This window comes from Streptomyces sp. NBC_00690, assembly GCF_036226685.1.
Lineage (GTDB): Bacteria > Actinomycetota > Actinomycetes > Streptomycetales > Streptomycetaceae > Streptomyces.
This window is the reverse complement of sequence record NZ_CP109009.1, coordinates 879,261-905,975: the sequence shown is the minus strand read 5'-3', so window position 1 is coordinate 905,975 and position 26,715 is coordinate 879,261. Positions and strand designations below refer to the sequence as shown.

Annotated in this window: 23 protein-coding genes; 14 read left to right on the top strand and 9 right to left on the bottom strand. The window is 67.8% G+C overall.

All coding sequences use genetic code 11. From position 1 onward, the window contains the following. Nucleotides 1-64 precede the first annotated feature (64 nt). From OID54_RS04000 to OID54_RS03985, 4 genes are all read left to right on the top strand, one after another. Complete coding sequence (locus OID54_RS04000; protein WP_329013951.1) at nucleotides 65-847, top strand: tRNA-dependent cyclodipeptide synthase; 783 nt, start codon at nucleotides 65-67, stop codon at nucleotides 845-847. Next, nucleotides 828-2,054, top strand: a complete 1,227-nt coding sequence (locus OID54_RS03995; protein WP_329013946.1) for a cytochrome P450 — start codon at nucleotides 828-830, stop codon at nucleotides 2,052-2,054. The genes OID54_RS04000 and OID54_RS03995 overlap by 20 nt, the downstream gene beginning before the upstream one ends. Nucleotides 2,055-2,461: 407 nt before the next feature. Then, entirely contained in the window at nucleotides 2,462-4,171 is a 1,710-nt protein-coding gene (locus tag OID54_RS03990) for a dihydroxyacetone kinase subunit DhaK (RefSeq protein ID WP_329013943.1), read from the top strand. A gap of 324 nt (nucleotides 4,172-4,495) precedes the next feature. Next, nucleotides 4,496-5,329 (top strand): helix-turn-helix domain-containing protein, encoded by an 834-nt coding sequence (locus OID54_RS03985; RefSeq protein ID WP_329013940.1) that lies wholly within the window; start codon nucleotides 4,496-4,498, stop codon nucleotides 5,327-5,329. Here OID54_RS03985 and OID54_RS03980 read toward each other — a convergent pair. Both OID54_RS03980 and OID54_RS03975 read right to left on the bottom strand, forming a co-directional pair. Next, nucleotides 5,274-7,139, bottom strand: a complete 1,866-nt coding sequence (locus OID54_RS03980; protein ID WP_329013938.1) for an ABC transporter ATP-binding protein — start codon at nucleotides 7,137-7,139, stop codon at nucleotides 5,274-5,276. The genes OID54_RS03985 and OID54_RS03980 overlap by 56 nt on opposite strands. Beyond that, nucleotides 7,136-8,938 carry an ABC transporter ATP-binding protein gene (locus OID54_RS03975; protein ID WP_329013934.1) on the bottom strand — a complete coding sequence of 601 codons (1,803 nt, stop codon included), beginning with the start codon at nucleotides 8,936-8,938 and terminating at the stop codon, nucleotides 7,136-7,138. Before OID54_RS03975 ends, OID54_RS03980 begins: the two co-directional genes overlap by 4 nt. Nucleotides 8,939-9,136: 198 nt before the next feature. Here OID54_RS03975 and OID54_RS03970 point away from each other — a divergent pair, with 198 nt between their 5' ends. The 6 genes from OID54_RS03970 to OID54_RS03945 all read left to right on the top strand — a co-directional run bounded on the left by OID54_RS03970 (nucleotide 9,137) and on the right by OID54_RS03945 (nucleotide 14,799). Beyond that, complete coding sequence (locus OID54_RS03970; RefSeq protein WP_329013932.1) at nucleotides 9,137-9,472, top strand: hypothetical protein; 336 nt, start codon at nucleotides 9,137-9,139, stop codon at nucleotides 9,470-9,472. 290 nt (nucleotides 9,473-9,762) lie between these two features. Beyond that, nucleotides 9,763-10,689: an ABC transporter substrate-binding protein gene (locus OID54_RS03965; RefSeq protein ID WP_329013928.1), complete on the top strand. Its 927-nt coding sequence runs from the start codon at nucleotides 9,763-9,765 to the stop codon at nucleotides 10,687-10,689. Between the two features lie 7 nt (nucleotides 10,690-10,696). Further along, nucleotides 10,697-11,626 carry a siderophore-interacting protein gene (locus OID54_RS03960; RefSeq protein ID WP_329013925.1) on the top strand — a complete coding sequence of 310 codons (930 nt, stop codon included), beginning with the start codon at nucleotides 10,697-10,699 and terminating at the stop codon, nucleotides 11,624-11,626. A gap of 5 nt (nucleotides 11,627-11,631) precedes the next feature. After that, nucleotides 11,632-12,687, top strand: a complete 1,056-nt coding sequence (locus OID54_RS03955; RefSeq protein WP_443055754.1) for an iron chelate uptake ABC transporter family permease subunit — start codon at nucleotides 11,632-11,634, stop codon at nucleotides 12,685-12,687. A 71-nt stretch (nucleotides 12,688-12,758) separates the two neighbouring features. After that, nucleotides 12,759-13,853 (top strand): iron-enterobactin ABC transporter permease, encoded by a 1,095-nt coding sequence (fepG, locus tag OID54_RS03950; RefSeq protein ID WP_443055753.1) that lies wholly within the window; start codon nucleotides 12,759-12,761, stop codon nucleotides 13,851-13,853. 67 nt (nucleotides 13,854-13,920) lie between these two features. Continuing rightward, the gene (locus tag OID54_RS03945; RefSeq protein WP_329013917.1) at nucleotides 13,921-14,799 is read left to right on the top strand and encodes an ABC transporter ATP-binding protein; all 879 of its coding nucleotides are present in this window, start codon (nucleotides 13,921-13,923) and stop codon (nucleotides 14,797-14,799) included. Between the two features lie 259 nt (nucleotides 14,800-15,058). Here OID54_RS03945 and OID54_RS03940 read toward each other — a convergent pair whose 3' ends face one another. The 4 genes from OID54_RS03940 to OID54_RS03925 form a co-directional block, all read right to left on the bottom strand. Then, a complete protein-coding gene (locus OID54_RS03940; RefSeq protein ID WP_329013914.1) occupies nucleotides 15,059-15,343 on the bottom strand; it encodes a hypothetical protein in 285 nt (94 codons plus the stop codon). Between the two features lie 12 nt (nucleotides 15,344-15,355). Next, entirely contained in the window at nucleotides 15,356-15,730 is a 375-nt protein-coding gene (locus OID54_RS03935) for a zinc ribbon domain-containing protein YjdM (RefSeq protein ID WP_329013911.1), read from the bottom strand. Nucleotides 15,731-15,755: 25 nt separating this feature from the next. Next, nucleotides 15,756-16,151 carry an STAS domain-containing protein gene (locus OID54_RS03930; RefSeq protein WP_329013909.1) on the bottom strand — a complete coding sequence of 132 codons (396 nt, stop codon included), beginning with the start codon at nucleotides 16,149-16,151 and terminating at the stop codon, nucleotides 15,756-15,758. A gap of 160 nt (nucleotides 16,152-16,311) precedes the next feature. Further along, nucleotides 16,312-16,653, bottom strand: a complete 342-nt coding sequence (locus tag OID54_RS03925) for an ArsR/SmtB family transcription factor (protein WP_329027256.1) — start codon at nucleotides 16,651-16,653, stop codon at nucleotides 16,312-16,314. Between the two features lie 415 nt (nucleotides 16,654-17,068). Between OID54_RS03925 and OID54_RS03920 the strand changes: the two genes are divergently transcribed. Further along, a complete protein-coding gene (locus OID54_RS03920; RefSeq protein WP_329013906.1) occupies nucleotides 17,069-17,593 on the top strand; it encodes a hypothetical protein in 525 nt (174 codons plus the stop codon). Nucleotides 17,594-18,529: 936 nt separating this feature from the next. Here the strand turns inward: OID54_RS03920 and OID54_RS03915 are convergent. Continuing rightward, nucleotides 18,530-19,012: a DUF4253 domain-containing protein gene (locus OID54_RS03915; protein ID WP_329013903.1), complete on the bottom strand. Its 483-nt coding sequence runs from the start codon at nucleotides 19,010-19,012 to the stop codon at nucleotides 18,530-18,532. 735 nt (nucleotides 19,013-19,747) lie between these two features. On the opposite strand from OID54_RS03915, the gene OID54_RS03910 reads away from it, so the two are divergent. From OID54_RS03910 to OID54_RS03900, 3 genes are all read left to right on the top strand, one after another. Then, nucleotides 19,748-20,614, top strand: coding sequence for a lytic polysaccharide monooxygenase auxiliary activity family 9 protein (locus OID54_RS03910; RefSeq protein WP_329013900.1), 867 nt, complete (start codon nucleotides 19,748-19,750; stop codon nucleotides 20,612-20,614). Nucleotides 20,615-20,969: 355 nt separating this feature from the next. Next, a complete protein-coding gene (locus OID54_RS03905; protein WP_329027254.1) occupies nucleotides 20,970-21,719 on the top strand; it encodes a DJ-1/PfpI family protein in 750 nt (249 codons plus the stop codon). Nucleotides 21,720-21,959: 240 nt separating this feature from the next. After that, complete coding sequence (locus tag OID54_RS03900) at nucleotides 21,960-23,015, top strand: TerC family protein (RefSeq protein ID WP_329013896.1); 1,056 nt, start codon at nucleotides 21,960-21,962, stop codon at nucleotides 23,013-23,015. Between the two features lie 282 nt (nucleotides 23,016-23,297). Here OID54_RS03900 and OID54_RS03895 read toward each other — a convergent pair whose 3' ends face one another. After that, nucleotides 23,298-25,283: a WD40 repeat domain-containing serine/threonine protein kinase gene (locus OID54_RS03895; protein WP_329013893.1), complete on the bottom strand. Its 1,986-nt coding sequence runs from the start codon at nucleotides 25,281-25,283 to the stop codon at nucleotides 23,298-23,300. A gap of 199 nt (nucleotides 25,284-25,482) precedes the next feature. Beyond that, the gene (locus tag OID54_RS03890; RefSeq protein ID WP_329013890.1) at nucleotides 25,483-26,694 is read right to left on the bottom strand and encodes a S8 family peptidase; all 1,212 of its coding nucleotides are present in this window, start codon (nucleotides 26,692-26,694) and stop codon (nucleotides 25,483-25,485) included. Between the last annotated feature and the right edge of the window lie 21 nt (nucleotides 26,695-26,715).

Sequence of the window (26,715 nt, the reverse complement as noted above, 5' to 3'; positions counted from 1 at the left end):
CCATGAGCCGACTCTCCGCAGTTCCCCCACCTCGCAACGACAACCGAAAGTTGAGGTCACCAGCATGAGTCACAGCATGGCTGCCCACGCACCCGCTCCCGACACAAACTGCGCGCGCTCGGTGCCGCAAGAACCCATCACTCCCAGCGGCTTCCGGGTGGAGGGCCTCGACCTCCACGACCCCCGCCTTGCCGAGCGATACGGCACCGTTGTGCTGGGCCTGTCACCGTTCAACTCCTTCTACTCCACGGAAACCGTGACGGCGTTGTGTCGAAGCGCCTCGGAGTCCTTCGCCGATGTGCATGTGGTTCTTCCGGGGGCTCCCGAAGCAGCGCTGCGCTACATCTCCGCAGGCAAGGCGCCACGGCGCGCAGTCCAGCGTTCCAAGCGTGTCATCCACAACATGCGCAATGTGGCGCGCCGCACCCTGGCCGAATGCGAGGTGCCCGACACGGACTCCAGGGTCCACGTGATGACCCGCTTCGCCGCACACCCGCGCTACCGGGAGATTCGGACCCGCATCGAGACGGCGTACCGCACACAGGCCCCGATGCGAGAGGCGGTGTGTTCGATGACCCGCACGGCCCTGGCGACCTCCATCGACTCCGAGCCCACCCCGGCCCAGATCGAGGACAACACGCGCTACATCTTCGCCGAATCTCCGCTGCTGCTGGACTCGACCGGAGTGCTGGCGCGGTCCCGAGCACTGTTCGTGTACCACCGCAGGGTGCCCGTCTACGACGTGGTGGCCTACGGGCAGATTCCCGGCCTCACCATCGGAGCGGGCCATGTCCTGTCCGTACTCACCGACGAGAGGAACGACCGTGATGACCACGATTCCCGATGAACTGACCTGGCCCGACTCCTTCCCCACCCGCGGACACGGGCTGCCACCGGAGATGTTCGACCGCCTGCGGCGCGAGCGGCCCGTCGCCCGGGTGACATTCCCTTCCGGGCACCGGGCGTGGCTCGTCACCCGCCGCTCCGACATCACCGCAATCGGATCAAGCCGTAGCTTCTCCCGCGACCTCACCTGCCCCGGCGGGCAGCGCATCGCCGGAGAGGACTTCAACAGCGTGCCAGGCGGCATCTTCAACCTCGATCCTCCCGCGCACACCACCGTGCGGCGCGTGGTCCAGCCGTTCTTCAACCAAGCCGCCGCGACCGCCCTCAAGCCCGCGGTTGCTTTGGCCGCCGCAGACCTGGCGAAGGCGCTGCGCGATGGCGCCAACCCCGCTGATCTGCACGGTACTTACGCGCATCCGCTGGCGGCGACACTGGCCTGCGACCTCATGCGCGTGGCACCTCGACAACGCCGCAAGATCGTGCCCCGACTGCGCTCCCAGGTCGACTACACAACACCGGCCGCCAAGATCGATACATCCACCCGATGGATGCTCGACTTTGCCGACGAAGTCATCGACGCCAAGTCGGTGGACCATGATGACGCACGCGAACCACGGGACCCGGTGGAGGCACTGATCCGCGCCCACCGCCACGGAACCATCACCCGAGAACAGTTGCACGCCACGGTGATGTACCTGTTCGTCACCTCCGCCGAGCCGGTCACCGGCCCCGTCACCACCGGCGTCTACACCCTGCTCCGACACGGCGACCAACTCGCCCGAATACAGCGAGATCCCACCCTATGGCCCGCCGCGGTGGCCGAACTCCTGCGACTGCACCACAACGGTATGACCTCCATGCCCCGCCTCGCGCTGACCGACACCGAACTGCACGGGGTGCTCATCCGGGCAGGTGACGCCGTCGTCACTCCATGGGTCGCCGCGACATGGGACCCAGAGCACTACAAGCAACCGGAACGATTCCGCCTCGACCGCAGTGCACAGGAGGACCCGGCCGTCACCTTCGGCACCGGCCCCCACTTCTGCCTTGGAGTCAATATCGCCCGCATGTACCTGGAGACCGCACTCTCCACCCTGTTCGAACAACTGCCTGACCTGGCCCTGGCGGCCAAACACGAGGACATCGCCTGGGAACCGGACAGCTACCTGTTCACCCGGCCGGTGGAACTACCCGTTACCTGGTCCTGAACCATTGCTCCCAGGGTTCGGCAACGAGTGGATGGCTCCAGCCGGTGGTGCGACATCCTCGTGCCCCCGCATCACGAGCCGGCCTCTCGGTTCGAGCACGCGGTTCCCCTGAAAGTGCGCCCGTCGAAGTGCGCCCGCGCGACGCGAGGAACCCTGGGGGCCGGGCCGCAGCGGCAAACACCTCGATGGCTCCGAATCCGCCCCTCCTCATTTGGTCGTACTGGCATAAAATCCTCCAAGTGAGGAGGTGTCGTGATCACGACCTCTGCGAGGCGCTACATCTTCGCCGATGTCCTGTCCAAGCTTGGGAGCCGTGCAGTCGCCTGCGTCGAAGATCGGCGTCCCCGGCCGCTCTCCGAGGCCGCCTGCTAGCCGGTATCGCACTTCAACCCCCCAGTGGAGGTCCGATGAGCTACTTCCTCCCCGAAGACGATGCGGTGCGCACGGCATGCCAGGGGCTGGCGCTGACGTATCCCGGAATCGGCCTGTGCGTCGAGCCCCTCTATCTGCTTGCGACCAGGCCCGCGCCCCCACGCAGGGTGGCGCTGGTGACCGGGGGCGGTGCCGGTCATGAGCCGCTGCATACCGGTCTCCTCGGCCGAGGCGGACTGGACGCCGTGATACCCGGCCCGGTCTTCACCTCACCCAGCAGCGCACAGATCACCGCGGCCACTCAGGCGGCAGCCGCTCTCGGCCAGCGCGACGGCGTCCTGCACATCGTGAAGAACTACACGGGTGACCGCATCAACTTCCGCCTCGCCGCCGAACAGGTCCGCGCGGCGGGCATTCCGGTGGCCGAGGTAGTCATCGATGACGACCTCGCCACCGAGGGTGCTGCCGCCGGGCGCCGGGGCACGGCGGCTACGGTCGTGGTGGAGAAGCTGCTCGGTGCCATGGCCGACCAGGGGGCCGACCTCGACACCCTCGCCGCACTGGGCAACCAGGTCGCCGCCGCCTCCCGCAGTCTCGCCGTCTGCGCACGCGCCCACACCACCCCCGCCACCAGGGCACCCGCCTTCCGGCTGGAACCGCACGAGCTGGATTACGGAATCGGCATCCACGGCGAGCGTGCCGCCCACACCACCACCGAACCCCACATCGTCGGCCGCCTTGTCACCCGCATGGTCGATGAGCTCCTCGGCAGTGTGACACCGGGTGAGTACGGAGTGATCGCACTCGTATCCGGTCTCGGCGGAACCAGCGACCTCGAACTACATGCCATCGGCGCGCTGCTCCACCACGACCTCACCACCCGTGGCATCCACGTCCACGCCCTGGCGGCGGGTACCTACGTCTCCGCCCTCGACATGGCCGGCTTCAGCATCACACTGACCGCCCTAGCCCCCGCCTGGCCGGGTCTGTGGGACCTGCCAACGGACACACCCCTGCGCCTCCCGGGTCCCGCTGCCTCCCGCACCACCACCCTGACACCTCCCACCACCACGTTCGACCACCAGGGCCGAGAGCAGGAACAAGGACAAGGCAGCCGCGCCTTCCTCGATGAACTCGCGCGGCTGTGCGCCCAGGCCCACAGCGACCTCACCGCACTGGACCAGGCGAGTGGAGACGGGGACTTCGGCGACAACTTCTGCGGTGGCGTGGCCACAGCGGTCCGCCACGCCACTGCGACAGGTCTCACGGGTACCACAGCGCTCGCCGACACCTTCCGCGACCGCGTCGGAGGCTCCAGCGGCCCCCTCTTCGGTATTCTCTTCTCCGCTCTGGCTCCCGGGGCCGACCACACCCCACCAGACATTCCCGCCATCGGTGCTGCGCTGCACCGGGCGTTGAGCCGGATCACCGCCATCGGAGGCGCGTCCCCGGGCGACTGCACGCTGATCGACGCCCTCGCCCCCGCCTCCGAAGCGATGGTCGCAACCCACCCCTCGGACTCACGACGACCTCTGACCGCGGCGGCGTTGGCAGCCGTCGAAGGAGCGCGTGCCACCGCCGAGCTCACCGCCCGCAGGGGCCGAGCCAGCTATACCGGCCACCGCTCCGCCGGTCGCCCCGACCCGGGCGCCGTCGCGGTCGCCCTCGTCCTCATCGCTCTCGCCCGGGTACACGAACCCCACCCCGCAGCAGAACTCCCCGAACTCCCGACCATCACCCGCTAGCCGTGAGGGTGCCCGCCCGGCAGTGGCCCGACGGATGTGCCCTGCCCCGCAAGGTCCTCCGTGCTCGCAAGCTGACGCCGGGGATCCTCCCGTTGGTTGACCGAGGATGTTGGCCATGTGAGCGATCGCACCCCCGTCACGGATGCCAGCCCCGGCAGCAAGTCAGTGCATCTGGGCAGCGTTCAGCGCCGCATCGGTGCTCGGGCGTTGCCCATGGCCGTGCTGTCGCCAAGGCTCTGCCCTTGGCGAGTGAGGTATGCCTAACTTGTGGCGCGTTATAGTGCTGCGCGTGCAAGTGGGCGAGGGGGCGAGGGGGCGAGACGAGTGGGCGAACTGCGAGAGGTCATCGCACCGTACGGCATATCCACGTCACGGATGCGCCGTGAGCGGCATCCACAGGGGCGGACCTGGGAGCCGCACTCTCATCCGTTTGATCATGAGTTGCTCTGGGGGGTCACGGGTACAGCCGTCACCGCCGTGGTGGACGGTGTGTCCTGGACCGTCCCACCGACCGTGGGACTCTGGCTCCCCGCGGGCACGGTGCACGCGGTCTCCACGGGCCCGGGGGCGGACTTCAACACCACCTACTTCCGGGCCGAAGTCTTCACTCCGGCATCGACCACACCCGGGGTCTGGGGACGGCCTGGGCTCGTCGCGGTCTGTGCGGCCTTGCGCGAGATACTGCTGCACATGAGGCGGTACGGCATGCTGCTGGCTGCCCGGCACCGAGCTGAGCAGGTCGCGTTCGACCTGCTGCAACCCCTGGAGATCGCCGCGGTGGAGGTGCCGATGCCCACCGATCCGCGAGCGCTGGTCGTCGCCGAGGCGCTGACCGCCGATCCTGCGGACCCTCGCGGTCTCACGGACTTCGCCCGGCTCTCCGGCTGCGGGGTGCGGACCCTGACGCGCGTCTTCACCACCGACACCGGAATGAGCTTCGTGCAGTGGCGCACTCAGGTCCGCATCCGAGCGGCCCTGACCTATCTGGCCGCTGGCCTGCCCGTCTCCGTGGTGGGCCGACGGGTGGGATACAGCACGCCCAGCGCCTTTGTCGCCGTCTTCCGTCGGGTCACCGGGCGGACACCCGGTGAGTGTTTCGGCCTCATCGAGGACTCTGGGTACGAGGGGTATGAAGGTTTCGAGGGGGCGGTGGGGTAGTCAGCAGTTCGGGTGTTGGGCGCTGTGCGGTCCACGCCTGCCAGAGCTCCGCGTAGCGCCCCTGTGCGGCAAGGAGCTCTCGATGGGCACCCTCTTCGACGATCTTGCCCGCCTCCAGCACCACAACGCGGTCCGCCGTGGCGGCCTGGTTCAATCGATGGGCGACCGTGATGGCCGTACGCCCCTTCACCACGGCATCGGTGGCCGCCTCCAGGGTGCGCGCTCCCGCGCTCCCCGCTTCGGCCGTGGCTTCGTCCAGCACCACCATCAGCGGGTCGAGGAGCAGGACTCGGGCCAAGGCGAGTTGTTGTGCCTGAGGTGCGGTGAGGGGGTGACCGCCCGCCCCGACCCGGGTCTGACGACCCTCGGGCAAGGTGTCTATCCAACGGTCCGCACCGACCGCTCGCAGCACCTGTTCCAATGCGGCGTCGTCCGCCTCCGGGCGAGCCAGCCGCAGATCGTCGGCGAGGGTACCGACGAACACATGGGTTTCCTGGGTCACCAGAGCGACCGTGCGTCGAGTGAGCACCGCGCCCATCTCCCGGGGTTCGACACCGCCGATGCGAACAGTTCCGCTCAGGGGCTCGTACCCGCCCGCGATCAGTTGCGCGAGGGTTGACTTGCCTGCTCCGGTGCTGCCTACGAGCGCGACCCGCTCGCCCGGCGCGATTGTCAGGCTGACTCCGGAAGGCACTTCAAGCCCTTCCCGATGGCAGTAGGACACCGTGGCGAGTTCGAGGGAGCTGTCCGCAGCGCGGGGTGGGTCGATCGGCTCCGGGACGCGGGGGAGCGAGGTCACCCCGACCAGACGGGCCAGTCCAGCCCCCGCCTCCTGAAGTTCGTCGAAGACGCTGAGCAGCGCACCGATTGGATCGAAGAGGCGGTGGAAGAGGAGCGCGGCGGCCGTCGCCTCGCCGATGGTGGCCGTCCCCTCGCGCACCAGGTGGAAGCCGAGCGCAAGGACGGCCGCGAGGCCGATCAACTCGGCCAGGTTGAGGCGTCCGAAGAAGCGGGTGCGCAAGGTGGTCGCCCGCAAGCTGTACTCGACGGCCGCACGGGACCGGTCCGCGATGGCGTCCAGATGGCGGGGGCCCAGGCGCAGCGCGGCGACGGTGTCGACCGCACCGAGTGCGTCGAGAAGCCGTTGTGCGCGCTCCCCCTCGACTTTCCGCTCGGCCTGGTAGACCGGCTTGGAGCGGCTGAGGTACCAGATCAGCGCCCGGAGTTGGATGGGCGCCGCGAGCAGTGCGGCAACGGCGAAACGCCAGTCGAGCGTACCCATCCCGACGAGGGTCAGGACCACGCCGAGAGCCGCGGTCACAAAGATCGGCACCGCGTTGGAGGCCGCGTCGGTGACGACTCGTACGTCCCCGGTGATCCGCGCGACGAGGTCGCCTCGACCGGATCGTTCCACGTCCTTCGACGGCAGGTGCAGGGCACGGTCGAGCACGTCCTCACGGAGATCGGCGACCACGTTTTCGCCGACATGGATCACCAGATAGTGGCTGAGTGCTCCCAACACCGCTTGGAGAAGTGCGATCGCGGCCAGTGCCGCTCCCCACACATGGAGCGAGTCCACGGCATCCGCGCCATGGCGCACCACTTCGTCGACCATCCGGCCCAACACCAGGGGGGTCGCCAGACCGGCGAGGGTGTTTGCCACCAGCGGGACGATCGCCCCGACCGCCCGGCCGCGATGCGGTCGCAGGAGACCGAGGGCCGCCCGTCGAGTCTGTGCCGTATCGGCCGTCGGCAGGAGCGTGTCGAGAACGGGCCCGAGCGGGTTCGTACCGTTGTCCGTCAGGGTCATGCCAGCACCGTCGCTCGGTAGGACGCCGATGTCGTGAGGAGTTCAGCGTGGCTGCCGACGGTGGTGTTGCGGCCGTCGGCCAGCACGACCACCCGGTCGCAGACCGCGAGCAGGGTTGGGCTGGTGGTCACCAGGACGGTGGTGTGGTTCGCCCGGGCCGCGCGCAGTCCGACGGCGACACGCGCCTCCGTGACACTGTCAACGGAGGTCGTGGGGTCATGCAGAACCAACACGGGTGCCCCGGTGGCCAACGCCCGGGCCAGGGCGATGCGCTGGCGCTGCCCACCGGAGAGCGTCAGTCCCCGCTCGCCGATCGCGCTCTGCAACCCCTCGGGCAGTGCGTCGACCACATCGTTGACACAGGCTGCGGTCAGAGCCGCGTCGATCGTCTCCTGGGTGATCGGGCGTTCGTAAGGGGTGATGTTCTCCACGATGGTTCCCGCGAAGAGGGCCGCGTCGTGCGGTGGAGCGACCAGGGTGCGCCGCACCTCGTCCGGGTCACGCTGGTGGATCGCAACCCCGTCGACGTACACGGCTCCGGCGTCGGGGTCGATCCGCCGGGCGCAGCAGTCCAGTAGGGCACGGGCGTGTGCGGCGTCATCGGTGACGATCCCCACGAGTTCGCCGGGCCCGGCGTGGAACGTCACCTCGGTCAGATCACCTCCGGCGCCCGCGGGCCCACGGATGGTCAGCCCTTCCACCCGGAGGGAGCCGATGGTGGCGCCCGGAGCCGGGTGCGCATCGGCGGGCTCGGCAGGTGTGTGAGTGGTTACCGAAGGAGCGCTCCCGAGAGTTGCGGCCACCCGCCGGGCCGAAGCACGGGCACGGGCGAGACCCGAGCCGAAGTACGCCACATCGACCAGGGGGCCGCGCAGGAACTGGGCCAGACCCACGACCGCGACGAGTTCGCCCACCGTGATGCTGCCGTGCGCTGCCATTCGCGCGCTCACCAGGGCGATCACAACGAGAAAGCCACCGGTGACCAACGTGTTGGCGGCCGTGTAGCAGGCTTGGGCACGTTCGGTGCGCAGGGTCGCGGCGAGCGCCGTGCGGCTGACCGCGCGATAGCGCCTGGCCGCATGGGGCTGGGCGCCGATGCCGTCGAGCACGCGCAGTCCGGTCAGAAGATCCGTCGCGGTGGCTCCGGCCTGTGCCGCGGATGCGTAGTCGTGCTCCGTACGCCGTTCCAGTGGGCGGCTCGCGTACTGCATCGCCACCAGCACGGGCGGGGTGCCGAGGAGAACCAGGAGGCCCAGCGGTACGGAGATCAACAGCAGCGCCACCGCAGCCGTGACGATCGCGGCAGCGGCGGCGAACTTGGTGCTGAGCGTATGTGTGAAGCGGGCGACGTTCTGGGCGTCCGCCGTGGCGAGGGAGAAGAGCTCGCCGGGCATGCGGCGGCTCGCCATGCCGCTGGGGTCGAGCGCCCTTTGGGCGATGGACATCCGGACGCTGTGCCCACCGAACTCGGCCACATGAGCCGCTGCCCGGGCTGCGTACCGCCAGGACAGCAGCAGCCCGCCGAACAGTACGGTGAGGATCAGCAGCCAACGGCCGAGTGCGGCCGAATCCCCGGTGGCGACGGCGCGGTCGATGATGGCGCCGATGGTCACCGGTATCAGTGCCTCTGCGACATCGTGGCCGGTCAGCCCAGCCGAGGCGGCGGCAAGACGGCGACCTCGTCGCTGACCGGTGAGCGCGTCGCGCAGCACGGAGCGGGCAGTGACGGATTGCGGAAGGACACCTGTTGCCGTGGCTGGTGGGGGAGGCGCGGACGGCGCATCGAGGTGGGCGGGCATGAGAGCCGACCGTACCGTCGGTGCTCCCGGCGTTCCCTGGGACGGGCCATTTCCTGTTGTGAACGGGCCATTGGCCGGCCGAGTGGCCGCATCGCGATAGGAACTGGCGTATGCCCGACATCGTATGTTGCATCCTGCTCACTCCGTCGACTATTCATAGGTAAGGCTTACCTAAGACAATTCTTCGCAGTCCTCTGTATGAACCGCCCCGGAGGCGTCAATGCCGGTTGCACCACCACGACCGAGACCCCTGCTTCGCCCGGCTTCCCGAGTGACCCGGCGCCGGTTCGCGATCGGGGCCGGAGTCCTCACCACTGCGGGAGCGCCCACGGCCTGCGGCAATGGATTGAGCGGTTCCGTCCGTCCGTCGCCAAGGAAGCGGGCCTCGACGTCCTCTTCTACGACCCAAAGGACGAGCAGAACAGCTTCGAGCTGTCCTCCGAGCAGTTCGACCGGCTCGACCGGGCCGATCTGGTGATCCGGCAGGACGTCGACGCAGAGGCGGCCAAAGTGCTCGACGCCCGCCCCACCTGAAAACAACACCCCGCAGTCCCCCATCGCAAGGTGGTCACCATGGACGCCCGCTTCAGCGCCGGCCTGGTCCTGACCGCAACCGGATTCCTCGATGTCCTCGCAGAAGCAGCGGAGCTACACGCATGAGCCCTCACCACGTCCTTCGGAGAACTTCCATGGCCCACCAGGGCACGAGCGGGCGCAGTGACACCCGGAGTTGCTGCCGGAACGTTTCACCGACCGGGCGTCAAGGGGTTTCCCCCACGCATCTCGTCCACAACGAGCTCACCCGCCGCGGCTTCGGGAGGGGAGTGGGCGCCCTCACCCTGGGCGGCTTGCTCGTCGCCTGCGGCGGCAACAACGGCTCGGATGATGTACGCGACTCCGGTAGCAGCGGCTCCGACACCATCGACTTCTCCTACCAGGGCTACCGGGCCAAGATCCCCGCCAACCCGAAGCGCGTCGTCGCCCTCGACCCGCGCACCGGCATGGAGTTCGCCGTGATGGCCGGCTACCCCATCGTCGCCGGATACCGGCTGGAGAAGGGCAATCACCTCGCCGCCCAAACCCCCTCGGGATTCAAGGCGCTCGAAGGTAACGAGACCGAGCCGAGCGCCGAATCGGTGCTGGCCCAGGAACCGGACCTGCTAGTCATCGGCGAGGACTGGTGGAAGTTCTACCAGGAGAAAAAGCTCCTCACTGAGGACATCGCTCCCGTACTCGTCGTCGGCGGCGGCTTCAGCCCGTTCTGGCGCCGCCACACGGAAGAGCAACTCACACTCCTCGGTCGGGAACAGCAGGCGAAGAAGCGACTCACCACTTACGACACCCGGCTGGCCGCTGCCCGCAAAGAGGTCGGGCGGCTGATCAAGGGCAAGAAGATACTCGTCGCCGGCGCCGAGAACCCCCAGTTCTGGGCCCAGACCCGAAGCTTCTACCTCAGCGTCGCCAGGGACCTCGGCATGGACGTGATGTTCTACGACCCCGAGCGCGACATCAGCAGCGGCAAGTCGAATGAGTACTACAGCCTGGAGAAGGTCGATGCCTTCGCCCCTGCCGACCTGATCATCCTCCAGAACCCGGACGACCCCGCCACCCGCGCCAAGACCTGGCAGCGGCTGCCCGCCGTCCGAGCCGGCCGAGTCGCCCCCCTGAACTACTACAGCAACGCCGGCCTCGCCCTCACCGCCACGGCCCTGCTCGACGAACTCGTCTCCGCCGCGAAACTCCTGGGGTGATCGGCACATGAAAGACCTGCTGCACCGCGGAACGGTGCTCACCACCAACTACCTCACCCCCGGCATGATCCGGATCGTCTTCGGCGGTGCCGGGCTGAGCGCCTTCAAGACCTCCGGCGTCGGGGATGAGTATCTGCGGCTGCACTTCCCCGTCCCCGGAACCGGCGAGTTGGTCCTGCCACGACCCGAACTGGACTGGACCTACCCCGCCGACAGGGAACGCTCACCGTGCGAGCGGTACACCGTCAGGCGGTACGACCCCGAGCGCGGCGAAGTCACCTTCGACTTCGTGGTCCATGACGGCGGGGTGGCCAGCTCCTGGGCGAAGGCCGCCCGACCCGGCGATGAGCTAGGCATCGGCTCCCCGCGCGGACTGTACGACCCCCCAGCGGGGGTCGACCACCAACTACTGGCCGCCGATGCGACGGGCCTGCCGGCCGTGGGACGACTCGTGGAGCAACTTCCCGCAGGCACCCGCGCCACCGTGATCGTCGAGGTGGCCGACGCCAGCCACGAACAGACGATCCACTCCGCGGCGGACGTGGAGTTCGTCTGGCTTCACGGCGCAGGCAACGGCATCGGACCCAGTCGGCTGGAGGAAGCCGTCCGCACCCTGGCCAGACCCGGTGTCGCGCCCGGCTATGTCTGGGTCGCCGGCGAGAGCCACGCGGTCCGCGGTATCCGCCGCTACCTCCGGCACGACCTCGGTCTGGCCGCCCGCATGTACAAGGTGGTCAGCTACTGGCAGTACGCATCCAAGGAGTGGGAAGACCGCTGGGCCGCCCTCGATCCAACCGTCCGACAGCAACTCGACGACGCCTTCGACTCCATGCGCGACCACGCGATCCGCGGGGCGGAAGGCGATGAGGCGAGCATGGAGCAGAGCGAGGACATCCTCGACTCCGTGGAAGAGACCATGGAGAGAGCCGGGCTGTGACCAGTGTGACCACCGAGGGCCGCAATCGCGCGGCTCGCGAGAGTCCGCGGCCCGGTGTCGCACCGACCGCCGCACGCCGCTCGCTCTGGCTGCTGCTTGCCGTGGCAGTGCTCCTGGCGACGCTGCTCCTGAGCGTGGGCGTGGGCTCCAAATACCTTCCGCCCGCGACCGTATGGGATGGACTGTTCCACTACACCGGCTCCAACGACCATGTGATCATCCGTGATCTGCGGCTGCCCCGCACCCTGCTGGGCCTGCTGGTCGGCATGGCCCTCGGGGTGGCGGGCGCGGTCATCCAGGCACTCAGCCGCAACCCGCTCGCCGACCCGGGCATCCTCGGTGTCAACGCCGGCGCCGGATTCGCCGCCGTGCTGGCCATCGCACTCCTGGGGCTCACCGATCTGCGCCAGTACATTTGGTTCGCCTTCCTCGGCGCGGTCCTGGCCACCATCGCCGTGTACGCGATCGGTTCACGGGGCCGTGGCGGCGCGACGCCCATCCGTCTCACCTTGGCGGGTGTGGCGACCGGCGCCGTACTCAGCGGTATCAGCTCCGGCATCACCCTGCTCGACCCCAAGACCTTCGACCGGATGCGGTTCTGGGCGGCGGGCTCCATCGCGGGCCAGGACATGCAGACCGTGGCGCGGATCGCGCCGTTCCTGGTGGGGGGACTCCTCCTCGCCCTGACGCTGGCCCGCCCGCTCAACGCGGTCGCCCTCGGCACCGACACCGCCCGCGCCCTGGGCGTCAACATCAACCGGACCCGGCTGCTCAGCCTCGTCGCCCTCACCCTGCTCTGCGGCGGGGCGACCGCGGTCGCCGGGCCCATCGCCTTCATCGGTCTGATGATCCCGCACGTCGCACGCTGGATCGTCGGCCCCGACCAGCGGTGGATCCTTCCCTATACCCTCGTGCTGTCACCGATCCTGCTGCTCAGCTCCGACATCATCGGACGGCTGGTGCTACGACCGGGCGAACTCCAGGTCGGCATCGTCACCGCGTTCGTCGGCGTACCCGTACTCATCGCGCTGGTACGACAGCAGAAGGCGAGCGGACTGTGACCACCCCTCTGGACAGCAAGCCGGAGCAGACAAGCAAGTCGGAGCGGATCAGCAAGCCGAATCGGCCCGGTGTGGCACCCACCAAGGCAGCCAACCGGTTCGGCCGCACCGCCGTCGACTTCGGGCGCCCCATTCGCGTGATGCGCCTTCACGATCTACGCGGCGGTCGACTCTCGCTCCGCCTGGACACCCGCGCGACCATCGTCTGTCTGCTCCTGCTGACCGTCACCGCGACCATCGGCATCCTCACCCTCGGCAGCGGCGAGTACACCGTGCCACCCGGCGATGTCATCCGGGCGTTGCTCGGCGACGCCACCACCAAGGTGCACATGGTTGTCATCGAGTGGCGGCTGCCCCGGGTGCTGCTGGCCGTCCTGTGCGGAGCGGCGCTCGGGGTGAGCGGTGCCATCTTCCAGTCACTGACTCGCAATCCGCTGGGCAGTCCCGACATCATCGGATTCAACACCGGTGCCAACACCGGCGCACTGGCCGTCATCATGCTGGCGCACGGGGGCTACTACCAGGTGGCGGCGGGCGCAATGGCAGGCGGTATTGCCACGGCCGCCGTCGTGTACCTCCTCGCCTACCGGCAGGGCATCCAAGGGTTTCGTCTGATCATCGTCGGCATCGGAATCAGCGCACTGCTCGCCTCCTTCAACACCTGGATGACCCTCAAGGCGGACCTGGAGACGGCGATGGCGGCGGCCGTCTGGGGTGCCGGCTCCCTCAATGGTCTGAGCTGGGAACAACTGGGCCCGGTCGCCGTCGTACTCGCCCTACTGCTGCCGGTGGTGCTGTTCCTGGCGAGCCGGATGCGGATGCTCGAAATGGGCGATGACACCGCGCGTAGCCTCGGAGTGCGGGTGGAACCCAACCGGCTGGCGCTGGTGGTCACCGGTGTCGCACTGACCGCGCTGGTGACCGCCGCCGCCGGTCCCATCTCCTTCATCGCCCTGGCCGCACCCCAGCTGGCCCGCCGACTGGTCCGCTCTCCCGGGGTCTCGGTACTGCCGTCGGCGGTGATGGGAGCAGCCTTGCTGGTCACCAGCGACTGGGTGGCACAACGGGCCTTCGCGCCCCTTCAGCTACCGGTGGGTGTGGTGACGGTCAGCATCGGTGGCGTATATCTGATCTGGCTGCTGCTCGGTGAGGCCCGGCGCCAGTGAACACCATCGACAAACCTTGCCGCAGGCGTCTTCGGTACGAATCTCCCGCACGAACGGATCCCGCTCGATGACCATCCACCAAGCCGAAGCCGAAGCCGAAGCCGAAGCCGAAACCGGACCGCTGGCCGCACCGGGGGCAACCCGGCCCGATCACCCGAACACCGCGCGGCTCTGGGCCGAGAATCTGACCCTCGGCTACGACGCCCGGACCATCTCCACCGAGCTCTCCCTCCACATCCCCGACGGCTCCTTCACGGTCATCATCGGTCCCAACGCCTGCGGCAAGTCCACGCTGCTCCGTGCCCTTTCCCGACTGTTGAAACCCACGGCCGGAACCGTGCACCTGGACGGGCGGGCGATCTCCTCCTACCCGGCGAAGGAGGTGGCTCGGCGGATGGGCCTGCTTCCACAGACCTCCGTCGCACCGGACGGCATCACGGTGGCCGACCTCGTGGCGCGAGGACGCCACCCGCACCAGAAGCTGCTCCGCCAGTGGTCCGATGCGGACGAGCAAGCGGTGCTCGGTGCCATGGCCGCGACCGGGGTCACCGATCTATCGGCGCGCTTGGTCGACGAACTCTCCGGGGGACAGCGACAGCGGGTCTGGGTGGCCATGGTGCTAGCCCAGCAGACTCCGTTGCTGCTGTTGGACGAACCCACCACGTTCCTCGACATCGCCCACCAGATCGAACTGCTGGAGCTCTGCCGCGACCTCAACCAGCGCGACGGACACACCCTCGTTGCGGTGCTGCACGACCTCAATCACGCGTGTCGCTACGCGGACCACATCATCGCGATGCGTGACGGCAAGGTGATCGCCACCGGACGTCCGGCCGACATCGTCACGGCAGAGCTGGTCGAGGAAGTCTTCGGCCTGCCGTGCCAGATCATCGAGGATCCGGTTTCCCACACGCCTCTGGTGATCCCCCTGGGGCGACAGCGCTGACGACTGACTCCCACCCCTGGGCCCGCCGCGATCATTGAGCCACCGCAGGCGTCCACCCCGGGGGGCGGTAGCCCTGTCCGGCGACCGGGCGTACGCGACGGCATACACATGGGCCTCATCGCTTCGATTCGTGAGCGCCTTCGAGCAACCGACACGAGGCCACTCGGGCTGGTTCATCGAAGGCATCTCCTCGTACACCGTGGAGTGGCTGGCTGCGGCGCGGCACCCTTCCCTCACACGACTGTGGCGGGCCTGCCGGTCACCGGCAGGCCCGCCACAGTCGCGTTCGCGTCCACATCCGATGCCGCACCCCGTCGTCCAAGCTTTGAGGCAGCGCCCTTTGCTTCCCGACGGCGGACAGAACCCGGGCCAGCGCCTCCCCCGGCGGTACGGGCTCGTCGTCCATGGCATGCAGATCATCGAGGCAGGACTGCCCGTCCGGGACGATCTGTGCCCGGATCCGCAACGTGGCGACATCGATCCGCAGAGGCCAGAAGGCACACAGCGCTCCCTCGGCGCGAGCAGCACCTCGGGCGGTACGCACCGAACGAACCGGTCAGGCTTTCTTGACCACGCTGGATTTGAGTTGCATGGCGCCGAGTCCGTCGATCTTGCAGTCGATGTCGTGGCCGTCCGCACCGTTGACCAGGCGGATGTTGCGGACTTTGGTGCCGGCCTTGATGCTGCTCGGACTGCCCTTGACCTTCAGGGTTTTGACGACGGTGACGGTGTCACCGTCGGCGAGCACGTTGCCGACCGCATCCCTGATCGCTTGGGCCTCTCCGCCGCTCGTGGAGCCGAGGGGCGTCGGCGTCCACTCGTGGGCGCACTCGGGACAGACCAGGAGTGCACCCATGGCGTAGGTGTAGGCACTGGAGCACTTGGGGCATGGCGGGAGGGCATCGGTCGCGTCGTTCACGGTGTTCCTCATCTGGCGGGTTCTTGTGTCTCAGGTGTCAGGTTGTGGTGGCGTTGGGCCACTCGTCGCTGGACCACTGGCGTTGTTTCCCTGGCACGAGGTGGTGGGCGGTGAGGGCGGTGGGCAGGTCGCCGTGCACGGGGATCGACGGATGGGGGCTCTCGGGTACGAGGAAGCCGTCGGCGGGGACCGCGGCCAGCTCCAGGCGGCGTCCCTCGGCGGCGAGTTGGCGTGCGGCCTGGACGACGGCGGCCTGTCCGTCTGTCGACCAGCTGCGCAGTTCGGTCAGGTCCAGGATGACCGGTCCGGTTCCGCGGGCCAGGGCCCAGCCGATCGCACCGGTGAACCGGGCCACCGCCTCGGGGCCCAGGTGCCCGGCCAGGGAGAGAACACTGAGGTTGGGGTGGGTGGTGTAGCGCCACTCGATGGTCATCCGCTGCCTCGGTCTTTCATGGGGGATGTTTCACAGGGGGAGGGGGGTCCCAGATGCTCTTGCCGTTGCCGTCAGCGTCACCACGGATGACGGCGGTGCTGCCCAGGGCCAGGGTGCAGTGATCGGACCCGGCCGCAGGACCGGCGGGCCAGCAAGGTGCTCACCGGGACGTGACCACGTCTTCCCGCAGCTCCGCCAGGAGCTCGTTCTGGCCGGCCAGCATCTCGGTCAGAATCCGCCGGGCGGCCCGCATCAACTCCGCCACATCCCCGCCCGCCAACTCGTACACCACCGTCGAGCCCTCCCGGGTGGAGGTGACGATCCCAGAGCGACGCAGGACTGCGAGCTGCTGAGACAGCGCCGCAGGCTCCACCTCGATCGCGGTCAACAGATCCCGTACCGGCATCGGACCACTCTGGAGCAACTCCAGCACCCGTATACGGACCGGGTGCCCGAGCATCCGAAAGAACTCGGCCTTCGCCTGGTACAACGGCACCTGCACCCTTAAACCAGCTCCCTCATCCACATCCATGGCGCTAGCGCACCCGAGGCCGGATGAACGCCCGGCTGCCACACCCCTCAGCGAGGACGCGGCGACGTTCATATTGTAGCGAATTGCACAAATTTGCAATTCGTGTAGTCGTGTGATGGGCGCAGAGCGGGGCCACCTGGGCAGCTGTCATACGGACCCAGTCGATTCCGGTACCGGCCGTGTGACGGTCTGGCCAGTCATGGGTTCACGGCCTACGTCGTGACCGGCCGTTGGTGCGTCGAGCCGGAGAGCCCCCGATCCGCCGGGTGGCCCTCGAACGATCCGTTCCCCTCCCTTCCCCGGACATTGCCCCATCAGGGGTCCCACCGCGGGGTAGCCATAAGGGCGGCCCGTAGCAGCCGACTAGTTGGGGGGATCGAGTGTGATGGTCCGGAACTGGCTGGATGAATCCATCTCGGCAACGGAGGTCCGCAAGGTATGGGTGTGGGTCGGACACGTTGCCGGCTGGCTCTGTGCGTTGTCCGCGTGCGTGTACTCGGTACTGTACGGATCCACCTTCGCCGGGTTCACCACCACACTCGCGGCCTGCACCCTCTGCCAGATGTTCGCAGTAGCGGCGGCCCTGTGGCCCGGCGATGGTGCGCGCTCCAAGGAAGCACTTGAGTGCCACACCCGCGCCGCGTTATCCGGCATTCTCTTCCACTACTTCGCCATGGTGGCTGCGTTCCCGCTCCTGCTCGTCGTGCTGGCGACGGGGCATGACGTCGACAAGGAGGCGCTCGCGCCAATCGCCATGGGAGTGCCTGCCCATATGACGGCCAGCATCATGAACCTGATCGCGGTGGGGCTGTTCGTCGGTCGTGCAGAGCGACGCTCAAGACGCGGTGCGATGCCAGACTGCCCGGACTGGAGCGACAGCGGAGGAGGCTGTGGCTGCGGTGCCGACTGACCGCCCCATGGGCGGCAATCGCGGTTCAGTTGTCCGGGGCGGGCGCATCGGCCCGGCCCCGCGGGGCATCTCCCTCCCTGAAGATGACGAGCCCGTCCAGGAGGGTCCGGGATTCGGGCGCCGTGGCGGTCTGATCAACACCCTCCTCCTCACTGTCTGTCTCACCGGCGAAATTGCGCGCTCAACGAACCGTGGGAGGGGCCCGCATCGGGCCCCTCCCACGGCTGCGCAATGACTCAAGCAGCGCTCACGTGCTGACTAGCGGGTCCTGTCCCACGGTCAGGCTTGGATGCGGCAGTACAGCTTCCCCTTGTAGATAAGGCATTCGCGGGGTTCGGATGCGAGGGTCTGCGATGCCGGCGTGGTCGGCGCCAGAGCAGCTGCGGTACCGGCCAGCGGAAGCAGAGCGAATGCGGCGACAATCGTCGCAGCAGCAATTCGGCCAAGAGCCTTGTGCATATTGTTCTCCCCGTGAGACAGAGCGGAATGTGGAGGGACTCAACAGCCCGACTCCGCCGGGCAACACCTCCCAGTGGAATGGAGGCCCCTGAACCCCACCTATCGCAACGCTACCCAATGCAATTGCGCGAGTACCCTCTGTTGCCAACTGCGGAACTTCGTTGCGCCTCCGGTGCAAAATGTGCGAAAAGGGCGTTCGAGGCCGGGATTCCATGTTCCTTCCGCAGACGGACCCTGCATGAAGCCGCGCAGCACCTTCCGGACTTGAAGCGAGCCGTGAGCGTCGTCGAGTCGGCCCATCGGCGTGGGATCGACTGTCTCCCACACTGTTGGGGCATATCGCTTGCCGGCTCCAACAGGTCCGCCCCCGCTACCCCGTTCCCCGCTCCAGCCACCAGTCGCAAGGCGGATCAAAGCGTCCTCGCCGCCGTGCACACTCTCTTCAGAGTCTGGCTCCAACACCAAGATGTGCTGGGGTCAGTCCCACCAGAATTCCCAGGAGTGAGCGTCAACGAGTTGATCGGCGTATGAGATCAGCGTGTGGGGACGGGAGCCTTGCCAGATGTTGTCCGGGCAGAACGCAAAGTGCTCCGCGGCGATGAGGAGCGCGTCTTCTGTCTGCGTCGGCGGGGTGGCGATGCTGAGGTGGAGGGTGTCGAACCCAACGGCGACGACGCGTGCTCCGAAGCGCTGCTCCCAGGTTCGCAGAACGGTGGAGAACTTCGCGGTGTCGTTATCGTAGTTGGCGGGCCCGTCCCATCCTGCTATGGCGAGTGCGTCGGCGCCCGAAGCCGCAGGGACCAGCCCAAGACGGACACGGGCCCGCAGGGAGGCGAAGAACTCCGCGTACTCGGCGGCCTCTTTGTCCGGATCGGGTCCTGTCGGCCGGCCGGGGGCCAGGCCCGGCCATCGCTGCCCGAAGGGCGCGGTGACGGCCAGCCGCTCGGCAGGCGGAAGCACGTCGTCCCTCGCCGGTGACCGTGTACCCGCGCCACCAGTTCGCGAGGAGTTCGGCCGGGTCGTGATCCCCGGGCGAGGACATGCGCTCGGGGGACAGCTCACCCGAGGCCCAGGGCCGGAACTCGCTGTCGCCGGGATCCCGGCAGTCGAGCAGGAGGGGCCACAGTCCGGTGCGGGCGTGTTCGGCGTGTATGCGCGCCCACAGTCCAGGAGCGACCGGGCCATCGCTCAGCCAGAGAATCTGGTTGCCGTCGCTGCTGTCCTCGGACGTGATCATTCGGCCGGGCGGCAGCGGGGTGTCGAGAAGCATGTGCGGTTCAAAGGTCACGCGCGGATGCTAGCCCCACGGACTGACACGCCTCACGGTCGACGGCACACTGACGCCAGTCGCCATTCCTGGCGGCGTCGATCCGAGACACCCGGTCACGCCAACGATCTCACCGAGGACTCGATGCGGCGTTGGAAGTGGGCACGGAAGCCGATGATGTTGTGTTGGCCGGCCACTGGCTCGGACATACCCCGGAAATGCTCGCCGCCTTCCATGATGCCAACCCTGGATGGAACACCCGTAAGGCGAGCCGGCAGCCATATCTCTCGGGGATGGTACGCATCCCCTTGCTATTGGTACGGACCAATGTGATTCTCTGGTATAGACCTCCGCCCCAACCCCCCGCACTCGGGGCGGTGTTGTCCAGATCCTCCCGACGTCCCCTACACGTACGAGAGTGAGTCGCCATGTCTGCCGTCCGACGCCGCCTCGCCACGGCCTCTTTGGCCGTGTCCGCCGCGACCTTCCTTTCCCTGACGCCCTCACCCGCGAGTGCGCACGGCTCCGTCTTCGGCCCGGTCAGCCGGGTGAGCGCATGCTTCGCGGAAGGCCCGGAGACGCCGAAGTCCCAGATCTGCAAGGACCTTGTCGCTGACTCGGGGACCCAGCCGCTGTACGACTGGAACGAGGTGAACATCGCCAATGCCGACGGCAGGCACCAGCAGATCATCCCCGACGGCAAGCTCTGCTCCGCCAACCGCGTGAAGTACCGCGCACTCGACTGGGCCCGCACCGACTGGCCCGCCACGGCGGTGACCGCGGGTTCCTACAACTTCAACGTGAGGGTCACCGCGGCCCACCGGGGCACGATGACGATGTACATCACCAAGCAGGGATTCGACCCGACGAAGCCGCTGAAGTGGTCGGACCTGGACTCGGCCCCGGTGGGTACGTACTCCACGCCGGGCATCAGCGACAGCGGCTACTACCGCTTCACCGGTACCCTCCCCGCCCGCACGGGCCGCCATATCGTCTACAAGGTCTGGCAGCGCCACGACAGCACCGAGGCGTTCTACGGCTGCTCGGACGTCACCTTCGGCGGGGCGGGCGTGTCCGCGGCCAAAGCCCCGACCGAGGCGAGGATCGACACCAGCGCACCCCGCTCGACCGTAAGCCACGCGGGCCATGGCGGGGACGAGCACGCGCCCGCACTGGTCTCCGCTCCGTCGCAGCCCGCGAGTGCTCTGCCAGGTGCTCTGGCCTGGGCGGGGGGCGCAGCCGCGTTTGCCGTGGGCGCCCTGCTCCTCGGCCGCGGTCGACGCAGGACGAACTAAAACGGCTCCTGGGAAGTGTGACGGCACCGCGAAGACCTCACACCGGACATCGCGGTACGGCAGCCTCCTCCCCCCACGGCCTTCGTGCTGATCCCTGCGTCCCACCGGTTGGAGCACAGGGATCAGACGGAGGCCGATTTCGTATCCGCCGAGTCCCGTACGGGCCCACGAGGAGAGCCCTTCAGGGAGTGGGGAATCGCTGAGCCGGGCCGGAACACTCCACCCGGCCCCGTTTCGGACCTCGCTGACGATCCGTCCACGGAAACCCTGATCGGTACGGGAACTCCGATGGTCCGCTGTCCGACCAATGGAGCAGATCACCACCAGGATCGATGAGGAGACCCGAATGCCACGCATGAACCGACGGGACGTGCTCCGTGCCTCCACCGCGCTGGGCGCCACCGGCGTGCTGGCGGGTGCCACAGGCTCCACGAGTGCCGCGACGGCGGTGGATCAGCCGGTCGCGGCGAAGGAACGGACCGGCCCGTTTCGAGTGCAGGTCGTCATGTTCGACGGGGTGGAGGAGCTCGACTTCGCCGCGCCGTACGAGGTGTTCTCCGCTGCGGGGTTCTTCACCTCGCGGCCGGTGGAGGTCGACTACGTGAGAGCCTCGGGACCGGCCGCCGTCACCGCGGCCTACGGGACACGGCTACGCGGCATCGGCCGCTGGGCGCCCGAAGAGGCCGATGTGTTGGTCGTACCAGGCGGCGGCTACGGCCGACGGGACAGCCCGGGGGTATGGGCCGAGATCGACCGGGGAACCCTTCCTCGTGCACTGGCCGAGGCGGCACGTCCGGGACTCACCATCGCGGCACTGTGCACGGGCGTCATGCTCTGCTCCGCCGCCGGGCTGACCCGTGGCCGCCCCTGCACCACCCATCACAGGGCCCGCGCGGACCTGGAGTCGCAGGGCGGGGTGGTGAAGAACGCCCGGGTCGTGGACGACGGCGACCTGGTGACCGCGGGCGGTATCACCTCGGGGCTGGAACTCGCCCTGTGGATCGTCCGCCGTGAACTCGGACCGGACGCCGCACTCGGCATCGAGTCGATGATGGAGTACGAGGCACGGGGCACGGTCTGGGCACCGAACTCCTCGGCGCGATAGACCCAGGGCCTCGGGGCCGTCATTCATCCGACCGTACCCGGGAGCCCGACCCGACCGATCCCGCCGACCGCGCCGCCGATCCCGTCCAGGTCGGGTCGGGTCGGGTCGATGGGGAGGATGCCACCGATGGCGCGCCTCCAGTCCGCCAGCCGGGCCGAACGCTGCGCATGCTCCCTGTAGCGCGATGCCGCACACTTTTCGTGAAGGGCTATTGCGCAGGCCAAAGTGAGGGTGTTCGGCGTGCTGGAGGTTCCGGTCTGGCTGTGGGGTGTGTTCGCCGCGACGGTGGTCGTGTCGCTGACGGTGGACCTGTTGTCCCACCGGACCGCGCACGTCATCCGCTTCAAGGAGGCGGCCCTCTGGAGCGGCCTGTGGGTGAGCCTCGCCGTGATCTTCGGCGCGGTCGTCTTCCTTGTCCTCGGCAGCACTGCCGGCACCGAGTACACAACGGCTTGGCTGCTGGAGAAGAGCCTGTCGGTCGACAATCTGTTCGTCTTCGCCGTAATCTTCGCGTACTTCAAGGTGCCCCGCGCCTACCAGCACCGCGTGCTGTTCTTGGGGGTCATCGGCGCGCTCGTCTTCCGCGGGATCTTCCTTTTCCTCGGTGTGGCCGTGGTCAGCCGCTTCACCGCGGTGCTGTTCGCCTTCGCGGGTGTGCTCTTCTACAGCGCCTACAAACTCCTCAAGGACGAGGAGGAGAGTTTTGACCCGGGCAAGAACTTTGCCGTGCGGATGCTTCGTAAGATCATCCCGGTTCGGGACGAGTATGCCGGGGCGAAGTTCTTCGTCAAGGAGGCCGGCAAGTGGGTGGCGACTCCACTCCTCGCGGTGGTGGCGTCCATCGAGGCCGCCGACCTGATCTTCGCTGTTGACAGTGTTCCGGCCGTCCTCGCGGTCAGCGACGAAGCCTTCATCGTCTACACCAGCAATGCGTTCGCCATCCTCGGCCTACGGGCCCTCTACTTTATGCTCGCCGGCCTTCTGGACCGCTTCCACTACCTGAGCAAGGGCCTGGCGATCATCCTCGCCTTCATCGGTGTCAAGCTGATCCTTCAGGCATCCCACAAGATGATCAGCCCCAGCATCCCCGAGATCCCTTCACCGATCAGCCTCGCAGTCATCGTCGTGATCCTGGCAGGTTCCGTGCTCCTCAGCCTCAGAAGGTCCGCCCGGATGGGCGGTGCGGAACAGACCGATGAACAGGGGGCTGCTTCCGCGACCCCCGAGCAACCCGGCCCGCCACCTGCGGTGAATGACGGTGATTCCCCACCTGGATCACGGGGTCGGGACGTTTGAGCCCGTCCGCGCTCACGGCGAGGACACAGCACTTTCCTTCCCCCAAATGCAGACATATAGTAAAAATATGGCCAAAACAAAGAGCGAAACCGACGTGTACATGTGCCCGATGTGCAAACAGCCCGTTCCGACCGCGATCCACCGCCGCCGGACCCTCGGTGTATTCGTCCCGGTATGGGGCCCGGGCGCATGCCAAAATCGCGACTGTCCCGAATACCGATTGGACCCCCAACACAAGAAGTCGCCAGCCCGGTGACGAAGGGGACGACGGAGCGTCGATGGTCAGTCGAGACTCCATAGGCGTACGTCCCGGTCGGCGCTGGCCACGGTTCTCCCGTCCCGGCTGATGGCGACCGAGCACAGGGCCCCTGCGCTGTCGGAGAGGGTGGTGGTGCTGGCCCGACGCAGGATGTCCCATATGCGTACGGTCTCGTCCTCGCTGGCACTGGCGAGCTGCTCGCCATCCGGTGTGAACGCGACGGCTCTCACGATCTCGGTGTGCCCATCGAGTGTGGCGGTACTGGTCCGGGAAGCCACGTCCCACAGCCGGATCTTTTTGTCCCAACCACCGCTGGCGAGAGACTTTCCGTCGGGGCTGAAGGCGACCGACGACACATAGAGGGTGTGGCCGGTGAGGGTGGCGAGCGGGCTTTCGGCTGCCACGTCCCAGAGGCGGACCGTGTTGTCCCAGGCGCCGCTGGCGAGGTGTTTCCCATCGGGGCTGAAGGCGACGGAGACCACATCGGAGGTGTGGCCGGCGAAGACGGCGACGGGGGCCCCGTCGGACACCTTCCACAGACGCACCGTCAGATCCCGGCCCGCGCTGGCGACGGTCTTGCCGTCCGGGCTGAAGGCGACGCCGTTCACCGATTTGCTGTGGCCGGTGAGGGTGGCAACGAGACCGCGGTCGGCCACACGCCATAGCCGGATGGTGCTGTCACCGTGACCGGTGGCGATGGTCTTGCCGTCCGGGCTGAACGCCACGGCCAACACCAGGGAACGCCCGTTGACCGATGCGGTGAGGGACCTGGTGGCCGTGTTCCACCAACGGACGGTGTTGTCCTCGCCCCCGCTGGCGACGGTCTTCCCATCGGGGCTGAAGGCCACCGCATACACACCCTTGGTGTGACCCTTGAGGCTGGCCGTACTCGGTCGGCCCGAGGGCTCGTCCGAATCGGGTCTGAGCGCCCATGCGGCCCCGGCGATCCCGGCAACGGCCGTGGCCCCGGCCAGGACGACCGTCCGACGGGCAGGCCCACTTCGCCCGGCTCCTCCCGTAGTCGGTGTGGCGTGTGTATCCGGTGCGGAGATATGGGTGGGCGGGTGTGGCACGGACGGACGTTGCCGGGCGGGTGCGGTGACGGTCGGCTGGTACTTCGGTGCCGGTGCCGGTGGCGCTGGATGGTCCGGCCGGGTGGGCGGGTGATGGAGACCGGTGAGTCGGGCGGCGAGGGCAGTGGCACTCGGGCGTTGATCGGGATTCTTGGACAGAAGGTCGTTCAGGGTGGGGGCGAGCTGTGCGGCGTGCCGGGGTGCAGGCAGGGGCTGGGAGAGGATGGCGTGGAAGAGTGCCATCAAAGTAGGAGCTTCGAAGGGGCCCTTGCCTTCGACGGCGGCGTACAGGGTGGCTCCGAGTGACCAGAGATCGCCGGCAGCGGTGGCGTCCCCGCCTTCGAGTTGCTCGGGAGCCATGTACTGAGGTGTTCCCACGATTGTTCCGGTACGGGTGAGCCGGGTTCCAGCCGAGTCGTCGAGGACACGGGCGATGCCGAAGTCGGTGAGGATGGTGCGCGCGCCGTGGATGAGGATGTTGTCGGGCTTGAGGTCACGGTGGACAACGCCAGCGGCGTGGGCATGCGCGAGCGCGTCGGCGATCTCCGCGCCGATCTCGGCGACCCTCTGCCAAGGGAGCCTGCCGTTCTGGGCGATCAGGCCACCAAGGGAGTCCCCGGGGATGAACTCCATGACGATCCAGGGAGCGTCAGCGTCCTTGACCACGTCATGGACGGTGATGATCCCGGGGTGCCCCAGTGTCGCTGCCACCCGCGCCTCGCGCATGGTGCGTTGAAGCAACTGCTCCCGCTCACCCGGCGAAGTTCCCGCCGGCAGTACCACTTCCTTGACGGCGACCCTGCGGTCGAGGGTCTCATCGTGCCCCCGCCATACCCGTCCCATACCGCCCTGGCCCACCAACTCGACCAATCGGTACCGTCCACCCACCAAGCGTCCCACTTCCCCCACCATGGCGGTCACTTTAGGCCACTCCATCCCGGAAGGCTGGCCAAAGCCAGAGCGCGGACCGGGCAAGGCGAATCCCAACTACCGTCACTGCGGGGGAGTGTCCGACGGCTCTTGCTCGGGATGGGAGAGGTTCGTGAGGAACCAGCGAGTTCTGCCCACGAAACAGTCGCCTGCGACGGAAGGCCCGTACGGGAATGATCCCGTACGGGCCCCGGTCGACATGTCGCTACGGTACGAGCCTCAGCAGCTTGTTCGGGGAGCCCGCTCCGATGGCGGTGAGAACGTTGGGCGTTGCGCCGTTCACGAGTGCCGTTGCCACGGCCGCGGGGGAGGCGCCGGGGTGGTTGGTCAGATAGATCGCGGCAGCACCGGAAACATGGGGCGCGGCGAAGGATGTGCCGTTGCCCGTGTAGGTGGCGGTGTCAGAGTTGTTCCAGCCGGCCGTGATGTCGGAGCCCGGCGCGAAGATGTCCACGATGGGACCGTGGTTGGAGTAGGTGGCCTTGGCATCGGTCCTGGTCGTGGCGCCCACGGTGATCGCAGTGGTCACTCGGGCGGGCGAGTAACCCGACGCGGGTGCGCCTGAGTTGCCGGCCGCGATGGAGTAGGTGACGCCAGACGCGATCGACCGCCTGACCGCGTTGTCCAGTGTGGGGCTGGGCCCTCCGCCGAGCGATACGTTCGCAACGGAGGAGGCCACATGGTTGGCGGTGATCCAGTCGACGCCGGCGATGACGCCAGCGGTGGTACCGGACCCGGTGTTGCCGAGGACACGCACTGCAACGATCTTGGCCTTCTTCGCCACTCCCCAGGTGGTCCCGGCGGCGGTGGTGGCGACATGGGTGCCGTGCCCGTAACCGTCCTGGGCGATGGGGTCGTTGTCGATGAAGTCGTAGCCGTTGAAGGCGCGGCCGACGATGTCCTGGTGGGTGATGCGCACCCCGGTGTCCAGGACGTAGATGGTCGTGTTGATGCCCGCCGAGTCAGGGTAGGTGTACGTACCGTTCAGCGGGAGGTTCGCCTGGTCGATCCGGTCAAGGCCCCAGGGTGCGTTGTACTGGGTGGCGGTCGAGTGGACCTTCTGGTCCTGCTCGACCGAGGCGACCGCCGGGTCGGCGGCGAGCCGCTTGGCCTCGGTGTTGCTGAGCGTGGCGGCATAGCCGTTCAACGCAGAGGTGTAGGTGCGCTTGATCTGGCCGCCGTAGCTGGCTATCAGTTGCTTACCGCGGGCGGTGGACGCGGTGAAACCAGCGGTCTGCTTCAGTGTGACGAGATAGCTTCCCGGCACTGCGCCTGCTGCTCCGGCCTGCAGGATTCTGCCCTCGGGCTGGGCTGCCTGGGCGGGTAAGATCGCGCCCGCTCCGGCTGCCAACGCCACAGTCGCCACGGTGGCTACCGCCGCGACGATCCGCCGCTTGGTGTTGCGCACTGCTGCCATCGAGTGGTCCTCCTCGAATGG